Genomic DNA, 16,432 nt, shown 5'->3' on the forward strand with positions numbered 1-16,432 from the left:
GAAGTGCTATCACAAACGGACAACACTTCCTTGGCTCCTAGATGTATTATGGTTTATTAATAAGAAATACAATAAATCGTACTCATCCAAATTTATTAAAATATATATCGACCTTTAAAATGCTCCTGCCAAATAATATCACCTGCTGAGTTGAGTACTTCAATTGATATTTCACGTTGGTCATCTTTTGTAGACTGAGGTTCATCTGGGAAAATACTAAACCAAAGTCGTTCTCCCGTATCGATTTCGATGAAGGTTATTTCTTGTTCGACGGAATCCATTCTCACCCGTACTGTTGAAACTGCATTATTAGATATTACACCGTAATACATATGTTCATTTGGATCTTTTCCCCCATACCACTCGAATCCTTCAATGGTTGATGTGTGTCCCAAAGTGGTAAAAAATTTACTACGTCATTGCTCTTTTGTTTCACGTTTATTTGCAACCCATCCTCGTTGTCTATTAATAGAAAGTAATCCTCCCCTACCTTCTCCTTATGTAATATTTCCACATCGGTAAACGGGTCTTCAAATCCAAGCACGTAACCCCATAACTCATGATTTACACTGATTAAGGTTTCCATCTCTTTTTCTAAATTTCGGATCTCTCCCTCTAAATTAATTTCTTTCAATGTGGTGATGACTCACTATTTGCAATTCACTAGATAAATCATCTTTTAATTCTGTTACAGTCATTTGCCCAATTAGGAACAATAATAATAAAACAGCAACTGCGGTTAAGTACTTTGGATTTATTTTCATAAAATGTTTCCGCGAATGAATTCTATTTCGGATGTCTATTTTTTGTTTCTCAGTAAACCGTGTTTCTTTAAAAACCGTATTATTTAAAGCATCTTTTATTCTTTTATCAAAATCAGTCAATTTCGTTCCTCCTAATCATTTCTTTTAATAATTGTTTCCCTCTACGCAACCTCGTTTTGATTGTATTTTCATTGACTTTTAAGATTTTCGCTATTCCTGATATTGATACATTTTCGTAATAATAGAAGATCATGACTTCTCGGTATTTAATAGGGAGCATCAATAATGCTTTAGCTATCCGCTCGTCTTGCTCACGCTCAAGTATAATTAGTTCGGGAGTGATTTGAGTTGCTGGATGTAACTTTAAAAAAGGGATTTGTGATAGTATTTTTCTAAAAGAGCTACTCCTCAATATGTCTTTGCATTGGTTACTCGTTATCATGTAGAGCCATGTTTGGATTGAGGATTCCATACGAAAACGGTCTAGACTGTGATAACATTTCACAAACACTTCTTGAACAGCATCCTCAGCCAACCCCCAATCCTTTAAATAGCTATAAGCTAATCTTGTCAGCTTTTCCCCGTACTCAGCCATGACAATTTCTATTATTTCTTCTTTCCTTTCTTCAGCTATTAAGTTAATTAATTTTTCATCTGTTAACACATATTCTTCCCCCTTTACCCTTTTAGACGGAAAAATGTCCATTTAGTTTCATCTAAATGGACGATATCATCTAAAAATATATTTTTTCATCCTCTTGCAGCTTACTTTCCAATACATCTGCTCGTTTGTTCAATAACACTTACCCATATGGTATTGGTTTCGTAATATCACTAATACCCCTCTTTGATTAAATGTCTAGTCTCATCTGAACCATTAGAGGACTATTTAATGCTTACGTTTTTTCGGAAATTATTCTCTTGAATCGATTATCATTTCCTTTATTAAATGATGAAGTTCTTGTTCCTCCATCGCTTTTAGAGGAAAGATTGTTAAGTTATACGATAGACCATCCTCAACCCACAGCGTTTGATTTATGTCTGAGGGGGTAGAAATGACTAATCCATTATCTAATTCAACTTCGGAGAAAGCTGGTATGAACTCTGTATTTTCTTCTACCCGAAGAGATAAATTTAATTCGTTACCTTTGTAAACAAAAAGCACAGATGGTCCATAATCCCCATCATTCTCTATAACCGCATATGTATAATCTACTTTGAACGGCAACAAATCTTTCTGAATAATATTTGGTTTAAATGGTAATTGTTCAATCGCATTTTCAAAAGTTAAATCTTCTCCAAAACTAATTTGTTGTGAATTCCCTATATAATGATCATCATTATAGTTGAAAAATGGTAAATATAGCATTACTAAAATAAGAGCAGCAACAGCAGAAATACCCCAAATTAAGAAAGGTGACTTCATTCTATCTTTCTTCTTAAAAGGACTATGTAACGATTGTATGTTTTTATATATTTTTGTTTTTGAATAATTATCTAACTTAGGTTTTGGTAGCTCTTTTAAAGAATGTTTTAAGTCATTATCATTTTTTGTTTTCATATTGCCCTCCTAATTGGCTTCTACAAGTGACTTTAACTTTTTACATGCTCTATGAAAGGTATAACTTACCTTATTCTCACTCCAATTTAGAATACTCGCAACTTCTTGAATACTTAACTCCTTTATTCCATACAAGATGACAACATCTTTAAAACTCGGTTTTAATTCAGCTACTGCTTTATATAATCTTTCTACATTCTCACCTCTTTCATAGATTATATCTGGTGTTTTATCATCATTAATGCGTTCATTGACATTCGTTCCAACAAAAGGCCTTTTCTTTTTGAAATTTCTATATTCATCGATAGCCAAGTTACGAGCTATACTTAATAACCAACTCCTTACTTGTGATTCTTCTCTAAACGAATCGATAGAATTAAACGCTCTAATGAATACCTCTTGAACAAAATCCTCTGCATCATTAATAGATACTCGGTAAAAAAAGTATTGATAAATATCATCACTATACAATTGAAACCATTTCTCGATCATTTCATTTTTATTCATATTTACCCTCACTTACTTGAACTATCAGAATGTAACAATGTTTATGATCCATCGATCTATTAGCTGGGAGAATTCCCTGTTGGTCATTTTTAGCGAGCAATAACTGTCTAATAAATTATTATCTTTTACAATATTAGACGTAAAAAAAGGTATTTCATTGCAGTATTTTAAAAAATTTGTTTTTTATCAAAACTAACTATAAACAAAAATAGTGCACACCGGTTTGGTGTACTCCCTTTACTTGAATAAACAATATCTCCTGCGGAACGCGTGTACCCCATCCTAAGGAGCGGGTTCGAAGTGCTATATCGTGACAAATCTTTATACAAAAAAGCCTGTCGACCGTCTCGTTTTTGCGAAACTTTGTCGACAGACTGAGCATCCCATACTAGTGGAATGCTTCTATTAGTTTTAAAGAATAAATCATGTTCGCTTTTGAAGATTCTCCCTCATCAGGATGCTACTTGTATCTTATCTTGATTACCAGTTCTTTCAAGCTCTTCTATAACTAACTCTTGCCGTTTTATTGGGTGATTTTGACTTAACTTTGCTTTTGCTTCCATTTTTGTGATTTTGATTTTGAAGGCAACAATGCCTTTTTTCATACCTTCAATATAACTTGGGTCGACATTATTCAAATTATATTGACTATTTGGCTCTTCGTATTTATTTACCAAATCAGTTAAGGAATCAAATATTCTTTTTTCATCTTCAAGAATCTCTAACTCTCCGTATATATGGATAGTGACATAATTCCATGTAGGGACTGCTTTAGCTGTTTCGTACCAAGAAGGTGAAATATAACAGTGAGGACCTTGGAAACGGCGAGGACTTGTTGGTCTTTAGAATCTTTCCATTGTTCGTTCGGACGTGCAAAATGTCCATATAACGCATTTTCGGATTTATTTAATATCAGTGGAAGATGAGTAGCATAGGGTCCCCCTTTATGCTGAGAAAATAATATAGCAAATCCATATTGTTCAATAAAGTCATAAATAAGTTCTTCATCATCAATTCTAAAATGGGTAGGGATATACATAATCATTCCCCTCCTTAATGTAATATTGCTATTACGGTTTTCCGTGAAGAAATAATAGCATTGTTCTGAACTTCTACCTAACAATTTAAATTTATCAGTTATTATAATAGTTGGCTATTCATGTCTACTGATAATTTAGGCTGTCTATAATCATAGTTTCCATATAAAAAGGGTGCTAAATAATTACTATTCGTTTAATAGCCATTAAGGGCATAAGGAAAACCTTGATAACGCCGTAATATGGCAAAAACACCGACCGTATTATTTTCCGGTCGGTGTTTTTCACTTTCACTAGGTCTTCCCTATAGCTGCTGGACATCAAATAACTTCTTATACGCCCCGCCCTTTTCCATTAGTTGCTCATGATTGCCTTCTTCAACGATACTACCATGCTCGATCACGATAATGCGGTCAGCATGTGTAATCGTTGAAAGTCGATGGGCGACGATAAACGTCGTACGATTTTGAGCTAACTTTACCATCGCCTCTTGAATATAATGTTCACTTTCTAAATCTAATGCAGAAGTCGCTTCGTCAAATATCAAAATCGGTGGATTTTTCAAGAAGACGCGGGCAATTGCCACACGTTGCTTTTGTCCTCCTGATAGCTTAACCCCTCGTTCACCAACTTCCGTATCATAGCCATTTGGTAAATTCATTATAAACTCATGGGCATTGGCTGCCTTAGCGGCTGCAATCACTTCATCGTCAGACGCTTCAGGATTCCCCATTAATATATTTTGCTTTACAGAATCACTAAACAAAATGTTATCCTGCATTACCATTCCAATTTTATCTCGGAGTGAGCGTACTTCGTATTCACGAATATCTTTCCCATCAAGCAGAATTTTCCCTGACGTTACATCATAAAAACGGGGAATTAAGCTAATTAGTGTACTTTTCCCGCCACCACTCATACCGACAAATGCGACCGTTTCGCCTTTATTCACTTCGAAGTTGACATTTTGCAAGGTGTGGTCATTTTCTTCATATTCAAAGCTCACGTTCTGAAACGTCACTGTCCCCTGTACATCGTTAAGTGGTTTAGCTTCTGGCTTGTCGATAATATCATATTTCTCATCAATAAATTCAAAGACACGATCCATCGAGGCGATCGCTTGCGTTAACGTTGTTGACGAATTGACTAAGCGACGCAACGGGCCATACAATCGCTCCATATATAAAACAAATGCTGTCATCGCACCAACTTCAAGGCGACCCGTTATCACAAAATAACCAGAAACAATAATCACGAGCAATGGTGCGATATCGGTAATTGTATTAACAACAGCAAACGTCTTAGCGTTCCACTTCGTATGATCAATTGCTCGATTCAGGAATTGATCATTTCGCTCAGCGAAACGCCCTTGTTCATAGTCCTCTAACGCAAAGCTGCGAATTACATTCATCCCTTGAACACGTTCGTGCAAATGCCCTTGAACCTCAGCTAATGCTTGTGAGCGGACACGCGTCAAATGGCGTAAACGGGCATAAAAGTATTTCACCGAAAACCCGTAAAACGGGAACATTGAAATCGCGACGAGTGTTAACCAAACATTTAAATTCAACATAATAATAATAGCAATAATAATCGTCGCTAAATCAAGCCAGATGTTCATTAATCCTGTAATGACAAAGTTCTTTGTTTGCTCGACATCGTGGATAACGCGTGAGATGATTTCCCCTACTTTTCGATTCGAATAAAAGCGTATGCTCAATTTTTGAATATGGGTAAACAGTTGGTCTCGAATATCGTACAATATTTTACTGCCAATCCACTGGCATAATATTGCCGATAATATTCAATTGGTGGGCGCAAAAAGACAAAAATAATCCCGACAACAATCATCACTTGAACGAGCATCGTCATTTTTTCATCTTGGCTCATCGCCTCAGCAAAATAATATCATCAATAACATACATCATAACTAGTGGCAACATTAACGGAATACCAAACTTTAATAAACCGATAATAACCGTAATAATGATTTCTTTCCAATATGGCTTAACGAAAGCCATATAACGTTTCATACTGTCCAGTGCCATCCCCCCCAAACTATAAGAAAAACGCGTTAGTGTCTTTTCTTAAAAGCGTCGTGTGCAGCCGTTACAATCTTTTGAGTAGATTTGAAGTGGTTTTTTTCAAACTACGTGTAACGAGTGGAGCCGACGCTCTTCCTTGAATCCACTTCTGTCTTCTTGCGATACTCTATATTTTTTAAGAAAAACGCGTTAGCGTCTTTTCTTAAAAAAGTTGTCCCACCTTTAGGGACAACTTCAAATAGAAATACATTTCATACTTCTATCGATATTGTAAAAACCGTTCATACCAGTTCTCCACAAATTGTGGAGCAAATGGCCCTTTTCGTTGATGTATCCACGAAATCAGCTCATCAACACTTCTTTTTAAAATTGTATCAACAGCAGGTGGATACTTCATTATTTTACTATGCAGTTCATATTCATCCTCATCTAAGACTTAAAGGTCATGTCAGGAAAAACTTTAATATCTAGGTCATAATCAATATACTTTAACGCTTCTTGATCCCATGTAAACGGAGAACCTAGATTGCAATAGTAGTATATCCCATCCGAACGAATCATACCTATTGTATTAAACCATTTCTCCGCATCGAAATAACAGATTGCTGGTTCCCTAGTTCTCCAATGTCGACCATCTGATTCCTTCACTAATATCCGGTCATTCCCTCCGATAACAACCTTTGACGTCCCTTTAAGCACAATTGTTTCTTCCCAAATGCGATGAATCAATCCATTATGTTTATAACTATGGATTTCAATGTTGCTTCCAACTTTGGGAAAATTCATACGCTTCTCCTTTCTATTCAGTTTTAAGACGTCAGTAGGTAGAGCAGGATTCCGATTCCAAAGTACGTTATCAACATACATCCTCTCTATTCGCTACTCTGTACAATCAATTAACATATTCCTTCATCTCCTATTATACCGTTTTAAAGTTCGATTTGAAATGATTTGACTATTTATCTCAACTGAATTTTTAAAAAGCTATATATGTACTATATTTAATCTTGTAATTTAATCTTTCACTTTTTCCCCTTAAACAAAAAATACCCTCTGGCGTTAAGCCAGAAGGTACTTTTGTTTCCAGCAATTATTGTTGCTGTTGGTTCGCACGTGAAGAAGCTTGTTGTTTACGAGCTTGTGAAGCTTGGTTTTGTTGACGTACTTCTTGTGCATTTGTTTCACTAGCGAACTCAGTGTTTAGGCTAGATCCTTGTGCAGAAGCTGCATTTTGCTGACGTACTTGCTGTTGATTCGTACGAGCTGCTTGCTGCTCAGCTTGATTTTGTTGTTGGTTTTGTTGATTATTCATGTGTCTCACCTCCACAGGTATTAAGGTGCCCGAGGTGAGTTATCTTTATGCAAAAAAATTTTAAGCTAGTAGTGAGATTCCACCATCAACAATAAGAGTCTGACCACGAATCATATCAGCATCATCAGAGAGCAAAAATAATACCGCTTTTGTTAAATCTTCCGTTTCAACGATTCTACCAGCCGGAGTACGCTCTTTTGCATCATTTAATAGCTCGTCCCGGTTTGGAAAATGAGTGAGTGCATCTGTATCAACTGCTCCACCCGAAACGGCATTAACACGTATTCCTTTTTCAGCCAATTCAACAGCTAAATAACGCGTTAATGCTTCCACAGCTGCCTTAGAAACACCAACCGTTGTATAATTTTTCAAATAGCGAATCGAACCTAATGAGCTTAAACTCACGATCGCTCCTCCACCATTTTTCTCCATCATCTTTGCCGCTTCTTGGGCACAAAACAGTAAAGCCTTACTGTTAATATCCATCGTCCAATCCCAATGACTCTCTTCCAATTCCATAGCAGGTCGCAATACACCTGATGCAGCATTATTCACTAAAATATCAAGTCTCCCAAATTCTTCATCGATCTTGGCAAACATTTCTTTAATCTTTTCCGGCTTGCCGACATTTGCTTTGACGACGAGTGCTTTTTGACCGATAGCCTCGACTTTTTCCGCTACCTCAAGTGCTGCACTTTTGCTTCGTGCATAGTTAATGACAATGTCATAACCCTTATTCGCTAGCTTCAATGCGATATTTCTGCCGATTCCACGGCTACTTCCTGTTACTAATGCAACTTTATTTGTTCCCACTTTTTGTCCTCCTTCAATAACAACCGTACAATTTATTATACCGTATAGCTTAAGGAAGGAACAGGAACACTACTATCAGACGATCAAAAAAAGGAGGGTGCCACTATGTATGTTGGTCGTGATATGACCGAATTATCAATGATGTCAATTGATCAGTGGACAGATAAGGAATTAGCTTACTTCCATCATAGTATGCAACAAGTTACCCCGTATTTAAACGTAGAGGGTGTTACGATACATCGCGAAATTATTGAAGAGATTGAACAAAGAGGTGGCTTACATCACGAAGCTACTTGGACAAACGGAAGCGAAATTCACCCTGATTAATGAGAAAGGAAGAATACGATGGAAAAGCAATTATATTATGTCAATTTAAATCCAATCAGTATGGATGCGATTAGTCCTGTTCGAGTTGATGACGGTCAGCTTATTGAATATGAAATTGCCGCAACACCTCTTGAGAAAAAGGAACTTGAGAAACTTCTACGTGAAGTACAAGCTCACGATCTTGAGCTAGGGAATTTATTTTCATTTCGCCACTTCGATGACCAAGAAGGAGATCGTGACAAAAATGAATTCCAACGTGGCCTTAACGACGTATTCGAAGAGCTATACCGATTAGGCACAGAAGAAACAAAAGCAAAAATCCGCGAAATCCATCTCATAAACGATGATCAATAACGTCAAGCACAGCCGTTACATGAATGTAAGCAAGACAGAAAGTCGGTTCTTTCCGTCTTGCTTGTAACGTGTGAAGTTGACTTTCCTCTGTGAAAATCGTATTCTCCCAGCTAACAAACATGTGCACAAATCCTACCTTAATCTCCTTAAAACCCTCTCGATTGTCCCCCATCTACATTAATCGTAGCACCTGATACCCAGCTTGCTTTTTCAGATGCTAAAAAGACAACGACATTGGCCACTTCTTCTGGTCGCCCAAAGCGTCCGCCTGGTATTTCATCTTCAACAAACTGCTTCATTTTTTCAGGGTCCTCATCTAGCCTTTTTTGCCAATTTCCTGTTGGATGTAAAATAGAGCCTGGGGCGATACTATTGACACGAATTCCATCAATGATCACTTCATCTGCTAACGCCTTTGTAAAGCTAATCATCGCCGCCTTTGCATTGTTATACGTTGCCTTACCTCCTGCTTCACGACCGAAAATCGATGAAATGTTAATGATTGCTCCCGATTTTTGTGCTTTCATGACAGGTAACACTAATTTACTGAAATGAACAGCTGAATAATAATTTAATTCCATTGCTTCATGAAAAAGCTCCATATCTGTTTTTGTAATCGTTGAACCATTACTTCCTCCGACATTGTTAATAAGAATGTCGATTGTCCCGAATTGATCAATGATTTGCTTTACGACAACTTCTCTTTCCTCAGCTATCGTTAAATCGGCAGCAATTGTTGCAACATTCGGCACAGCTTCTACTTCCGTTAACGCTTCACTTTCTCTTGCAACAACGACGACGTTAGCTCCTTCTTCTAGCAAGGCGTTCGTAATCGATAAGCCTATCCCTTTTGAACCACCTGTCACTAATGCTACTTTCCCTTGCAATTGTAAATCCATACAATTACACTCCTTCCTGTTTCCGCTTTTTTAAGCCTTCAATAATCTTTTGATGCGAGACTGGAAAAGCATAGTCCTCTAATTGTTCAATCTTCACCCAACGACTCTCTTCTGTATAAGACGGACGCTCCTTTGTATGTCCTTCATACACATCAATTGTCCATTTTAAATGGGAAAAAACATGCTCAACCTCTTGCACCTTTTCATCGATTTCTAGTGAAAAATCGTAATTAGCAAACTCTTCTTTAATCACAGCTGGCTGCTCTTTGCGAAGTGCTTCAACCATTGGAAACTGCCATAATCGTGCGAGCAATCCTTTTTCTGGACGTTTTTCAATTAGTACTTCTCCTAGCTCATTTTCAATAATCGTTGCAGCAAGCTCCTTTGCTTGCGGTTTTTTCTTTTTCGATTTTACCGGTAGCTCGTCCTGCTTCCCAGCCTCAAAAGCACGACAAACCTCACGTACAGGACAAATTAAACATCCAGGAGAAGTTGGTGTACATATTAATGCTCCAAGCTCCATAAGCCCTTGATTAAATCCAGAAGGATCTGCTTTATCAATTAGCTCATATAAAATGTTTTCAAATACTTTCCGCGTTGATGCTTTGGCAATATCAAGGTCAATTAAAAGCACTCGAGAAAGTACACGCATCACATTGCCATCAACAGCTGGCTCAGCTCTTTGATAGGCGATGCTTAAAATCGCCCCAGCTGTATATGGTCCGACTCCTCTTAAGCTTGATATCTCCTCTTTCGTATTAGGCACAATCCCGTTAAATTGCTCGATGACTTGTTTGGCTGCTTGCTGCAAATTACGAACACGAGAATAGTACCTAGTCCTTCCCACGCTTTTAAAATCTCATCCTCTTGTGCATTGGCTAAATCAATTAGCGTCGGAAATTGCCTTATAAAGGCCAAATAATACGGAATTACGGTTTCAACCCGAGTTTGCTGTAGCATAATTTCTGATACCCAGATTTTATACGGATCATTCGTTTGCCGCCAAGGCAAATCTCGTTTTTGCGAATGGAACCACTCCACTAGCTCCGTTTGAAATGTTTGTTGTGAAAAATCTTCTAAATGCTGCTGTTTCATGTTTTCCCCCTGCCTACACACTTTTTCGTTGAAATGCCCAACAATGGATTTTCTCCACTCCTCCTTCAATATATGGAACGATCGAACTAAAAACTGGATGATCGGTTGATTGTCTTAATTCTTTTAACGCCTTGTAATGAGAAACAGTTGGAACATGGAACATTTCGACGTATAAATAAGGCTGATCCTCTGCTACGAACCATTCAATATTACTCACATCGTACTGTGGTAATGTTTCTAAAATTAATTCCATTGCCTCTTCATATTCCTTAATTTTATGTGATATTATTTTATACTCCATAAAGATTTGTAAAGGTTTTGTCATCTTTTTGTTCTCTCCCTTTTTATTCGAGCTACTTTCGGGTATAAATATACTATACTTATTTTAACCGATAAGGAGGATCACAGCATGGATACTGGAACACACGTCGTGATGGGTATCGCATTAGGTGGATTAGCAACATTAGATCCAGTTGTCGCAAATGACCCTCTTTTACCGACAGCAGTCATAGCCGCAACGATTATCGGTTCACAGGCACCTGACTTTGATACTATTCTAAAATTAAAAAACAATGCCGTCTACATACGAAATCACCGTGGCGTGACCCATTCAGTACCGGCCCTGTTTACATGGCCATTACTGATTACAGGCGGTATCACTTTATTTACCGGTACAGAAAATTGGCATACGATTTTACTTTGGTCCCTTATTGCTGTTTTCTTGCATGTATTCGTCGACATTTTTAATGCTTATGGAACGCAAGCATTACGGCCATTTTCCCATAAATGGATCGCACTCGGTGTCATTAATATTTTTGATCCATTTATATTTATTAGCCATCTAGTCGCTTTATTTTTATGGTTTTCCGGCTACCCACCAGGGCCGACAATGCTCATTTTATATTGCGTATTGATCGTCTATTACAGCTGGCGGGCTTTAGCTAAGAGACATGTCGTTAAGCTTGCTAAATCAGCACATCCGGATGCTTCACATATTTTTGTTTCGCCGACGATCAATTGGAGCCAGTGGCACGTTGTCATCCGTACACCTTCAATGTTATATGTGACCGAATGTAAAAGTGGAAGCTTTGAGTATTTTGAAAAATATGCATTTGACCCAATACCTGATACACCTGTTTTAAACGCTGCAAAACAAGATGCAAATTTAGGTGCCTTTCTCTCTTTTTCTCCGACCTATCGCTGGGAAATCGTTGAAAAGGATAACGTAACGGAAGTACGATTTGTTGATTTAAGATATCGAAGTAAAGGGCACTACCCGTTTGTTGCGATCGTTCAACTTGATGAAGATTTATCGATTATTAATTCATATACAGGATGGGTCTTTAGTGAAGAAGCATTACAAAAAAAGCTAAACATTGTCTTACAGTAGCAGAAGAATAGCGTTGGTGAAGCCTATTTCGGGCTAACACCAGCGCCACAATTATTTTAATGGGGGAATCGATCCTTTTGATTTAAATGACTAAATTTCTTCTCTTTCGGCGAATAGTGATGTAAATGAGGCCCATATTGATCAATCCATTTTGCAACGACCTTTTCTGTCATTTCCTGCCCTTGATAACTCCAGCCACCCTTCGCTCTTGTCGTTTCAAAATCCTCCCACAAGCTTTCAACCCACGTTCGTGCTTGTTCAATAGTTAAATTTATATTTCTTTTTAGAAGCTGTTCTGTTAACTGTTTAAAACGATCTTCCATTTCAGTTCCTCCTTTGTCAAACATTACGTCAAATAATTACGTTATATATAACCATACTATAACTGAACATGTTTTAAGGGGGGACACTCGTGCGAAACAAAGAAAAGGGCTTTCCAAATCCTATGAAATTTAAAGGAAGTTCACCAAAAGATTACAACACTTACGACTCATTACGTCCTAACGGAGAGATGAATACTCGTCCACAAGAACGTATGAGAAATAGCCAAGAACAAGAGCGCTAGTTGATTAATCGGAGGTGCTATTCATGAATAAAGGAACACATCATTCATTTGAATATAAAAGTCCTTTTGATTCACCACGAGCAAATCCTAAACATGCTTCACAACAAGTAAACGGCGAAACGCAAATGTCCCAGCACGATATTAAAACAAGAATCCACCGCAAAATCCAAAGAAGCTAATGGCTGTATCTTTTTTGAACAGTAGGGTGTAAAGCGACACCCTACTTTTCAAGTAAAGAAATCGGAACGGCCTCTAATTCTTTGTCATCATCTCGATATCCCCACGCGAAATAGCCATTCAAATAATCTATTTTAAACGTTGACGTACTCCCTTTTAATGTATACGTTTCACCTCGTTTATAATCATCCGGATTTAATAAATACGCTTGTGCCATGAGCATTTTCCGTTCGTAAACCGCTAATTCATTCGGCATCCCCATCTGCTCAGCCTTTTTCGCTTTTTCGTTAAAGTTGGTAATCACTGTACGTAATTCATGCTCGGTCATTTCACTAAACCTTTTTTCATTCAATGTAAACACCTCTTTTTATTCTTCTAAAAATTGATCTATTAAATCTAACGTAAATCCTTTGCGGTATAATGCCTGTTTGCATTTTTGTTTAAATTCCCATCCTTTTAGATGGCGATATTTTCTTTTAATTTTTTCTCCTTGATAACAAATCGCTTCCCATTCGTCATCACCTTTCTCTATTCCTTGTTCACCCTTTAACGCCTCGGAAATCATCGTATCTGAAAATCCTTTTGCATATAGCTGCCCAATTAGCTTATCTTTCTTCGCACGCCGTGACAAGCGTGATGAATGATTCCCTTTCTTTTCAACCCATTTTTTACATTTTTCAATCCAATGTTCTAATGGAATTTCGGCTAATTGTGCATGAATGATTGACTCATTCACGCCCTTTTCCTTTAATTCTTGCTTCAATTTCAATGGACCCTTCGTTTGTGTTAGCAGTTTTGTTTGAATATAAGCTCGGGCAAATTCTTGATCGTTTAGCAATTTTTCTTCTTCTAATTTCCGAATTGCTATATCAATATATTTTTCTAGCTTGTCTTTTTTTAGCAAGTACTCACGAATTTCTTTTTTCGAGCGCATCCGAAATGATAAATAATGTACCGCTAAATGATATACCTTTCGTTCCTCATCAGCTTCAATAAGCTCTAGTAATTCCTGCTCATCTATTTGCTGCCCTTTATGAAGACGGAACTTGATGAGAATATCTTCATCAATACTAAAGCCATACTCCTCACCTTGTCCGCGATTAATAAATATGGAATAGCGTGATTTATTGTTTTTTTGAACTTCGATTTTCGTAATCGATACCATCTATGTATACCCCTTTTTAATAAAGCAATTCGATTTGTTGTAGTTGCTGCTCTTAAAAACCTTTACACTATTACTATATACGTTAATGGCTAAAGGAGGTTATTTAAGTGCATATTGCGATTGCCGGTGGAACAGGCTTAATTGGCACAGCATTAACCGATTATTTAACGAGTCAAGGTCATACTGTCTCTATTTTAACAAGAGATTCAACGAACAGACCAGTAAAAGAACAAGTTCATTATGTTGAATGGTTACGTAACGGCACTAATCCAGAGAAAGAACTGCAAAATGTTGAAGCAGTCGTTAACCTTGCTGGTGAATCGATTGGGCTAAACGCTGGACGAAACGCCGAAAGCTAGCGATATTAGAAAGTCGCCTTCATGCGACAGGAGCAATCATCGAATTACTAAAAAAATTACCGAATGTAGCTGTATTAGTGAACGCATCCGCTATTGGCTATTATGGAACTTCATTAGACGAGACGTTTACTGAAGAGTCTGAGCCTGTCGACGAAAGCTTTTTAGCAACAGTTGTCTCAAAATGGGAGGATGAGGCTTTACGCGCACGCACAATTGGTACACGAGTTGTCTTATGTCGATTAGGAATTGTTTTGGCCCGGAAAGAAGGCACATTGCCGAAAATGCTGCTGCCCTATCAGCTGTTCGCTGGTGGAAACCTTGGGTCTGGCAAGCAGTGGATGAGTTGGATTCATCTTGATGATGTTGTTCGCCTTTTTCACTTGCAATCGAAAATCAGACAATAGATAGGCCACTTAATGTAACCGCTCCTTCACCATTACGGATGAAGCATTCGGACAAACACTAGCTGCTATATTAAATCGACCTCACTGGCTAGCTACACCAAGCATTATGCTGAAACTCATTTTAGGAGAGATGAGCACATTAGTACTCGATGGTCAAAAGGTGTTGCCTAAAAAAAGTGAATATATCCAATATCAGTTCCTTTATCCTGCATTAAAACCAGCATTAATCGATACGATTAGAAAAAATTTCTAGTTCGCAGCTAACTTTAAAATTTCGTAAATAATTTACCATTTTTTTAATGAGATTTTTCATAAAAAAATGGTATCTTTTTTGTGAAAAAACATTTAATATATAAGAGGATTTATGAGTTAAACGTCGTATTTGTATACTAAAGTAACATTTGCTCATAATAACCATAGAATATAGCGATAATTATACGATTATCGTTTTATATAAGGATTGGGAAGGCAATTGGTGCGCCATCAGCTTGGCTGGTTCTAGTGGGTTCGATTCCCACCCCGAATTTGATGTGATTGATTATTAAATTCGAGGGTGGAACGGGCTTCTACCCTCTACAGGGAGGGTTTTTTGATGATTTTAAAGCAAAGAGATGTTGCTGAATGTCATGTACTATTTGAATTGTTAACTGATCCAGCCGTTTATCCATATGTAAGAGAGAAAGCCCAGTCATATGATGAATACGTCTTTTTAACGAAACAAATGATCGAAGCTGAGGAACGCGGAGAATTAATTTCTAGAACAATCGTTGATGAATGGGGTTCCCCTATCGGCACGATCACTTTATATGATATCGACGATCACACTGGCTTCTTAGGAACCTGGCTCGGCACACCGTATTTTGGACGCGGGTACAATAAACAGGCAAAGGATGCCTTCTTCCAGGAGTTATTTTTTAATTACGATATTCAAACTGTTTTTATGCGGATTCGTAAGCATAATGATCGTTCTTATAACGCAGCATTAAAGTTACCTTACTGTACGCTCGCGAACGATTTACGCCCAGATATTTACACAGCTTTGAATCAAAAAGGTGACTATAACTTATTTCAAATTGAAAAGGACCTATACTATTTGCATTTCATGAGATCAACTCCATCAATCGAAAGGAAAGAAGCATAAGACATCTTTTTTTCAAATCAGCACTGGCTTCCACGTTCCCCCATGGGATAAGCGTGTTGAGCCAGTGCTTTATTTATATTCTATAAGAAGCATGAAAAACCACTAACCTGTCTATCCTAATACTACCCTGTAATGAAAGTGGTGACATGATGGAAAACAAAAAACGCCGAACTCAAGATGATGCAAAAAAACAATTACGAAAAGCACAAGAAGTGAACTATGGTCATGAATTTAGAGCAGCCGACCGTGCCGCGAGAAGATAATATTAAGAAGTAGCACTGTGAGGAGCGAAGCCAGTGCTGCTTCTACTTAATAAGTACGGATTCTAATCTAGAAAGCCACATTGTTGTGCGACTGTGGATGACAAGTCTACTTTGGTCATCCGTAGATGCATTTTTACGCAATTTTTCTTCCGGGTCCTACACCTATTCGCCCGTAGATACATTTTTACGCAATTTTTCTTCCGGGTCCTACACCTATTCGCCCGTAGATACATTTTCACGCAATTTCTTCCCAA

At 37.6% G+C, this 16,432-nt stretch carries 21 protein-coding genes and 5 pseudogenes; 8 read left to right on the forward strand and 18 right to left on the reverse strand.

The window, feature by feature from the left end; translation table 11 throughout:
- Positions 1-95 precede the first annotated feature (95 nt).
- The 11 genes and pseudogenes from JCM19034_RS18600 to fabL all read right to left on the reverse strand — a co-directional run bounded on the left by JCM19034_RS18600 (position 96) and on the right by fabL (position 8,039).
- Positions 96-281: a hypothetical protein gene (locus JCM19034_RS18600; protein WP_156324060.1), complete on the reverse strand. Its 186-nt coding sequence runs from the start codon at positions 279-281 to the stop codon at positions 96-98.
- Between the two features lie 35 nt (positions 282-316).
- The gene (locus JCM19034_RS18605; RefSeq protein WP_062052138.1) at positions 317-634 is read right to left on the reverse strand and encodes a hypothetical protein; all 318 of its coding nucleotides are present in this window, start codon (positions 632-634) and stop codon (positions 317-319) included.
- Positions 621-884, reverse strand: coding sequence for a hypothetical protein (locus JCM19034_RS18610; RefSeq protein ID WP_062052139.1), 264 nt, complete (start codon positions 882-884; stop codon positions 621-623). Before JCM19034_RS18610 ends, JCM19034_RS18605 begins: the two co-directional genes overlap by 14 nt.
- A complete protein-coding gene (locus tag JCM19034_RS18615; RefSeq protein ID WP_062052141.1) occupies positions 877-1,428 on the reverse strand; it encodes a sigma-70 family RNA polymerase sigma factor in 552 nt (183 codons plus the stop codon). The genes JCM19034_RS18610 and JCM19034_RS18615 overlap by 8 nt, the downstream gene beginning before the upstream one ends.
- Positions 1,429-1,677: 249 nt before the next feature.
- Complete coding sequence (locus tag JCM19034_RS18620) at positions 1,678-2,325, reverse strand: hypothetical protein (RefSeq protein WP_062052143.1); 648 nt, start codon at positions 2,323-2,325, stop codon at positions 1,678-1,680.
- A 9-nt stretch (positions 2,326-2,334) separates the two neighbouring features.
- Positions 2,335-2,832, reverse strand: a complete 498-nt coding sequence (locus JCM19034_RS18625; protein ID WP_062052145.1) for an RNA polymerase sigma factor — start codon at positions 2,830-2,832, stop codon at positions 2,335-2,337.
- 452 nt (positions 2,833-3,284) lie between these two features.
- A pseudogene (locus tag JCM19034_RS18630) lies at positions 3,285-3,871 on the reverse strand (FMN-binding negative transcriptional regulator).
- 302 nt (positions 3,872-4,173) lie between these two features.
- A pseudogene (locus JCM19034_RS18635) lies at positions 4,174-5,911 on the reverse strand (ABC transporter ATP-binding protein).
- 262 nt (positions 5,912-6,173) lie between these two features.
- Positions 6,174-6,700, reverse strand: a pseudogene (locus JCM19034_RS18640) (DUF402 domain-containing protein).
- Positions 6,701-7,004: 304 nt separating this feature from the next.
- Positions 7,005-7,226, reverse strand: a complete 222-nt coding sequence (locus JCM19034_RS18645; protein WP_062052147.1) for a gamma-type small acid-soluble spore protein — start codon at positions 7,224-7,226, stop codon at positions 7,005-7,007.
- Positions 7,227-7,286: 60 nt separating this feature from the next.
- Positions 7,287-8,039 carry an enoyl-[acyl-carrier-protein] reductase FabL gene (fabL, locus tag JCM19034_RS18650; RefSeq protein ID WP_062052151.1) on the reverse strand — a complete coding sequence of 251 codons (753 nt, stop codon included), beginning with the start codon at positions 8,037-8,039 and terminating at the stop codon, positions 7,287-7,289.
- 105 nt (positions 8,040-8,144) lie between these two features.
- Between fabL and JCM19034_RS18655 the strand changes: the two genes are divergently transcribed.
- Both JCM19034_RS18655 and JCM19034_RS18660 read left to right on the forward strand, forming a co-directional pair.
- The gene (locus JCM19034_RS18655; RefSeq protein ID WP_062052153.1) at positions 8,145-8,366 is read left to right on the forward strand and encodes a hypothetical protein; all 222 of its coding nucleotides are present in this window, start codon (positions 8,145-8,147) and stop codon (positions 8,364-8,366) included.
- Positions 8,367-8,384: 18 nt separating this feature from the next.
- Complete coding sequence (locus tag JCM19034_RS18660) at positions 8,385-8,720, forward strand: hypothetical protein (protein WP_062052154.1); 336 nt, start codon at positions 8,385-8,387, stop codon at positions 8,718-8,720.
- Here JCM19034_RS18660 and JCM19034_RS22035 read toward each other — a convergent pair.
- The 4 genes and pseudogenes from JCM19034_RS22035 to JCM19034_RS18675 form a co-directional block, all read right to left on the reverse strand.
- Complete coding sequence (locus JCM19034_RS22035; RefSeq protein ID WP_156324061.1) at positions 8,701-8,841, reverse strand: hypothetical protein; 141 nt, start codon at positions 8,839-8,841, stop codon at positions 8,701-8,703. The genes JCM19034_RS18660 and JCM19034_RS22035 overlap by 20 nt on opposite strands.
- Positions 8,842-8,866: 25 nt before the next feature.
- A complete protein-coding gene (locus JCM19034_RS18665) occupies positions 8,867-9,619 on the reverse strand; it encodes an SDR family NAD(P)-dependent oxidoreductase (RefSeq protein ID WP_062052156.1) in 753 nt (250 codons plus the stop codon).
- Between the two features lie 4 nt (positions 9,620-9,623).
- A pseudogene (mutY, locus tag JCM19034_RS18670) lies at positions 9,624-10,714 on the reverse strand (A/G-specific adenine glycosylase).
- Between the two features lie 13 nt (positions 10,715-10,727).
- Positions 10,728-11,039 (reverse strand): hypothetical protein, encoded by a 312-nt coding sequence (locus JCM19034_RS18675; RefSeq protein ID WP_062052158.1) that lies wholly within the window; start codon positions 11,037-11,039, stop codon positions 10,728-10,730.
- 84 nt (positions 11,040-11,123) lie between these two features.
- Between JCM19034_RS18675 and JCM19034_RS18680 the strand changes: the two genes are divergently transcribed.
- Positions 11,124-12,104, forward strand: coding sequence for a metal-dependent hydrolase (locus JCM19034_RS18680; protein ID WP_062052160.1), 981 nt, complete (start codon positions 11,124-11,126; stop codon positions 12,102-12,104).
- Positions 12,105-12,160: 56 nt separating this feature from the next.
- On the opposite strand, the gene JCM19034_RS18685 is transcribed toward JCM19034_RS18680, so the two are convergent.
- Positions 12,161-12,427, reverse strand: coding sequence for a YfhJ family protein (locus JCM19034_RS18685; protein ID WP_062052162.1), 267 nt, complete (start codon positions 12,425-12,427; stop codon positions 12,161-12,163).
- Between the two features lie 89 nt (positions 12,428-12,516).
- On the opposite strand from JCM19034_RS18685, the gene sspK reads away from it, so the two are divergent.
- Positions 12,517-12,669 (forward strand): small acid-soluble spore protein K, encoded by a 153-nt coding sequence (gene sspK, locus JCM19034_RS21290; RefSeq protein ID WP_082394230.1) that lies wholly within the window; start codon positions 12,517-12,519, stop codon positions 12,667-12,669.
- Positions 12,670-12,692: 23 nt separating this feature from the next.
- Positions 12,693-12,848: a YpzG family protein gene (locus tag JCM19034_RS21295; RefSeq protein WP_082394232.1), complete on the forward strand. Its 156-nt coding sequence runs from the start codon at positions 12,693-12,695 to the stop codon at positions 12,846-12,848.
- 41 nt (positions 12,849-12,889) lie between these two features.
- Here JCM19034_RS21295 and JCM19034_RS18690 read toward each other — a convergent pair whose 3' ends face one another.
- Positions 12,890-13,198 carry a YfhH family protein gene (locus JCM19034_RS18690; RefSeq protein WP_231687039.1) on the reverse strand — a complete coding sequence of 103 codons (309 nt, stop codon included), beginning with the start codon at positions 13,196-13,198 and terminating at the stop codon, positions 12,890-12,892.
- A gap of 15 nt (positions 13,199-13,213) precedes the next feature.
- The gene (gene recX / locus JCM19034_RS18695) at positions 13,214-14,011 is read right to left on the reverse strand and encodes a recombination regulator RecX (RefSeq protein WP_062052164.1); all 798 of its coding nucleotides are present in this window, start codon (positions 14,009-14,011) and stop codon (positions 13,214-13,216) included.
- A 107-nt stretch (positions 14,012-14,118) separates the two neighbouring features.
- On the opposite strand from recX, the pseudogene JCM19034_RS18700 reads away from it, so the two are divergent.
- The 3 genes and pseudogenes from JCM19034_RS18700 (at position 14,119) to JCM19034_RS21300 (ending at position 16,178) form a co-directional block, all read left to right on the forward strand.
- Positions 14,119-15,027 (forward strand): annotated as a pseudogene (locus JCM19034_RS18700) (TIGR01777 family oxidoreductase).
- Positions 15,028-15,366: 339 nt separating this feature from the next.
- Positions 15,367-15,915, forward strand: a complete 549-nt coding sequence (locus JCM19034_RS18705; protein WP_197276452.1) for a GNAT family N-acetyltransferase — start codon at positions 15,367-15,369, stop codon at positions 15,913-15,915.
- Between the two features lie 149 nt (positions 15,916-16,064).
- Complete coding sequence (locus tag JCM19034_RS21300) at positions 16,065-16,178, forward strand: YfhE family protein (protein ID WP_156324063.1); 114 nt, start codon at positions 16,065-16,067, stop codon at positions 16,176-16,178.
- The last annotated feature ends 254 nt before the right edge of the window (positions 16,179-16,432 follow it).

Source organism: Bacillus sp. JCM 19034 (genome assembly GCF_001310635.1).
GTDB lineage: Bacteria > Bacillota > Bacilli > Bacillales > Bacillaceae_D > Halalkalibacter.

Excerpts from the sequence above, each read along its gene's own strand:
- JCM19034_RS18600 (WP_156324060.1), bottom strand. The coding sequence starts at position 281 with ATGGATTCCGTCGAACAAGAAATAACCTTCATCGAAATCGATACGGGA.
- JCM19034_RS18620 (WP_062052143.1), bottom strand. The coding sequence starts at position 2,325 with ATGAAAACAAAAAATGATAATGACTTAAAACATTCTTTAAAAGAGCTA.
- JCM19034_RS18625 (WP_062052145.1), bottom strand. The coding sequence starts at position 2,832 with ATGAATAAAAATGAAATGATCGAGAAATGGTTTCAATTGTATAGTGAT.
- JCM19034_RS18645 (WP_062052147.1), bottom strand. The coding sequence starts at position 7,226 with ATGAATAATCAACAAAACCAACAACAAAATCAAGCTGAGCAGCAAGCA.
- JCM19034_RS18655 (WP_062052153.1), top strand. The coding sequence starts at position 8,145 with ATGTATGTTGGTCGTGATATGACCGAATTATCAATGATGTCAATTGAT.
- JCM19034_RS18660 (WP_062052154.1), top strand. The coding sequence starts at position 8,385 with ATGGAAAAGCAATTATATTATGTCAATTTAAATCCAATCAGTATGGAT.
- JCM19034_RS22035 (WP_156324061.1), bottom strand. The coding sequence starts at position 8,841 with ATGTTTGTTAGCTGGGAGAATACGATTTTCACAGAGGAAAGTCAACTT.
- JCM19034_RS18665 (WP_062052156.1), bottom strand. The coding sequence starts at position 9,619 with ATGGATTTACAATTGCAAGGGAAAGTAGCATTAGTGACAGGTGGTTCA.
- JCM19034_RS18675 (WP_062052158.1), bottom strand. The coding sequence starts at position 11,039 with ATGACAAAACCTTTACAAATCTTTATGGAGTATAAAATAATATCACAT.
- JCM19034_RS18680 (WP_062052160.1), top strand. The coding sequence starts at position 11,124 with ATGGATACTGGAACACACGTCGTGATGGGTATCGCATTAGGTGGATTA.
- JCM19034_RS18685 (WP_062052162.1), bottom strand. The coding sequence starts at position 12,427 with ATGGAAGATCGTTTTAAACAGTTAACAGAACAGCTTCTAAAAAGAAAT.
- JCM19034_RS21295 (WP_082394232.1), top strand. The coding sequence starts at position 12,693 with ATGAATAAAGGAACACATCATTCATTTGAATATAAAAGTCCTTTTGAT.
- recX (WP_062052164.1), bottom strand. The coding sequence starts at position 14,011 with ATGGTATCGATTACGAAAATCGAAGTTCAAAAAAACAATAAATCACGC.
- JCM19034_RS18705 (WP_197276452.1), top strand. The coding sequence starts at position 15,367 with ATGATTTTAAAGCAAAGAGATGTTGCTGAATGTCATGTACTATTTGAA.
- JCM19034_RS21300 (WP_156324063.1), top strand. The coding sequence starts at position 16,065 with ATGGAAAACAAAAAACGCCGAACTCAAGATGATGCAAAAAAACAATTA.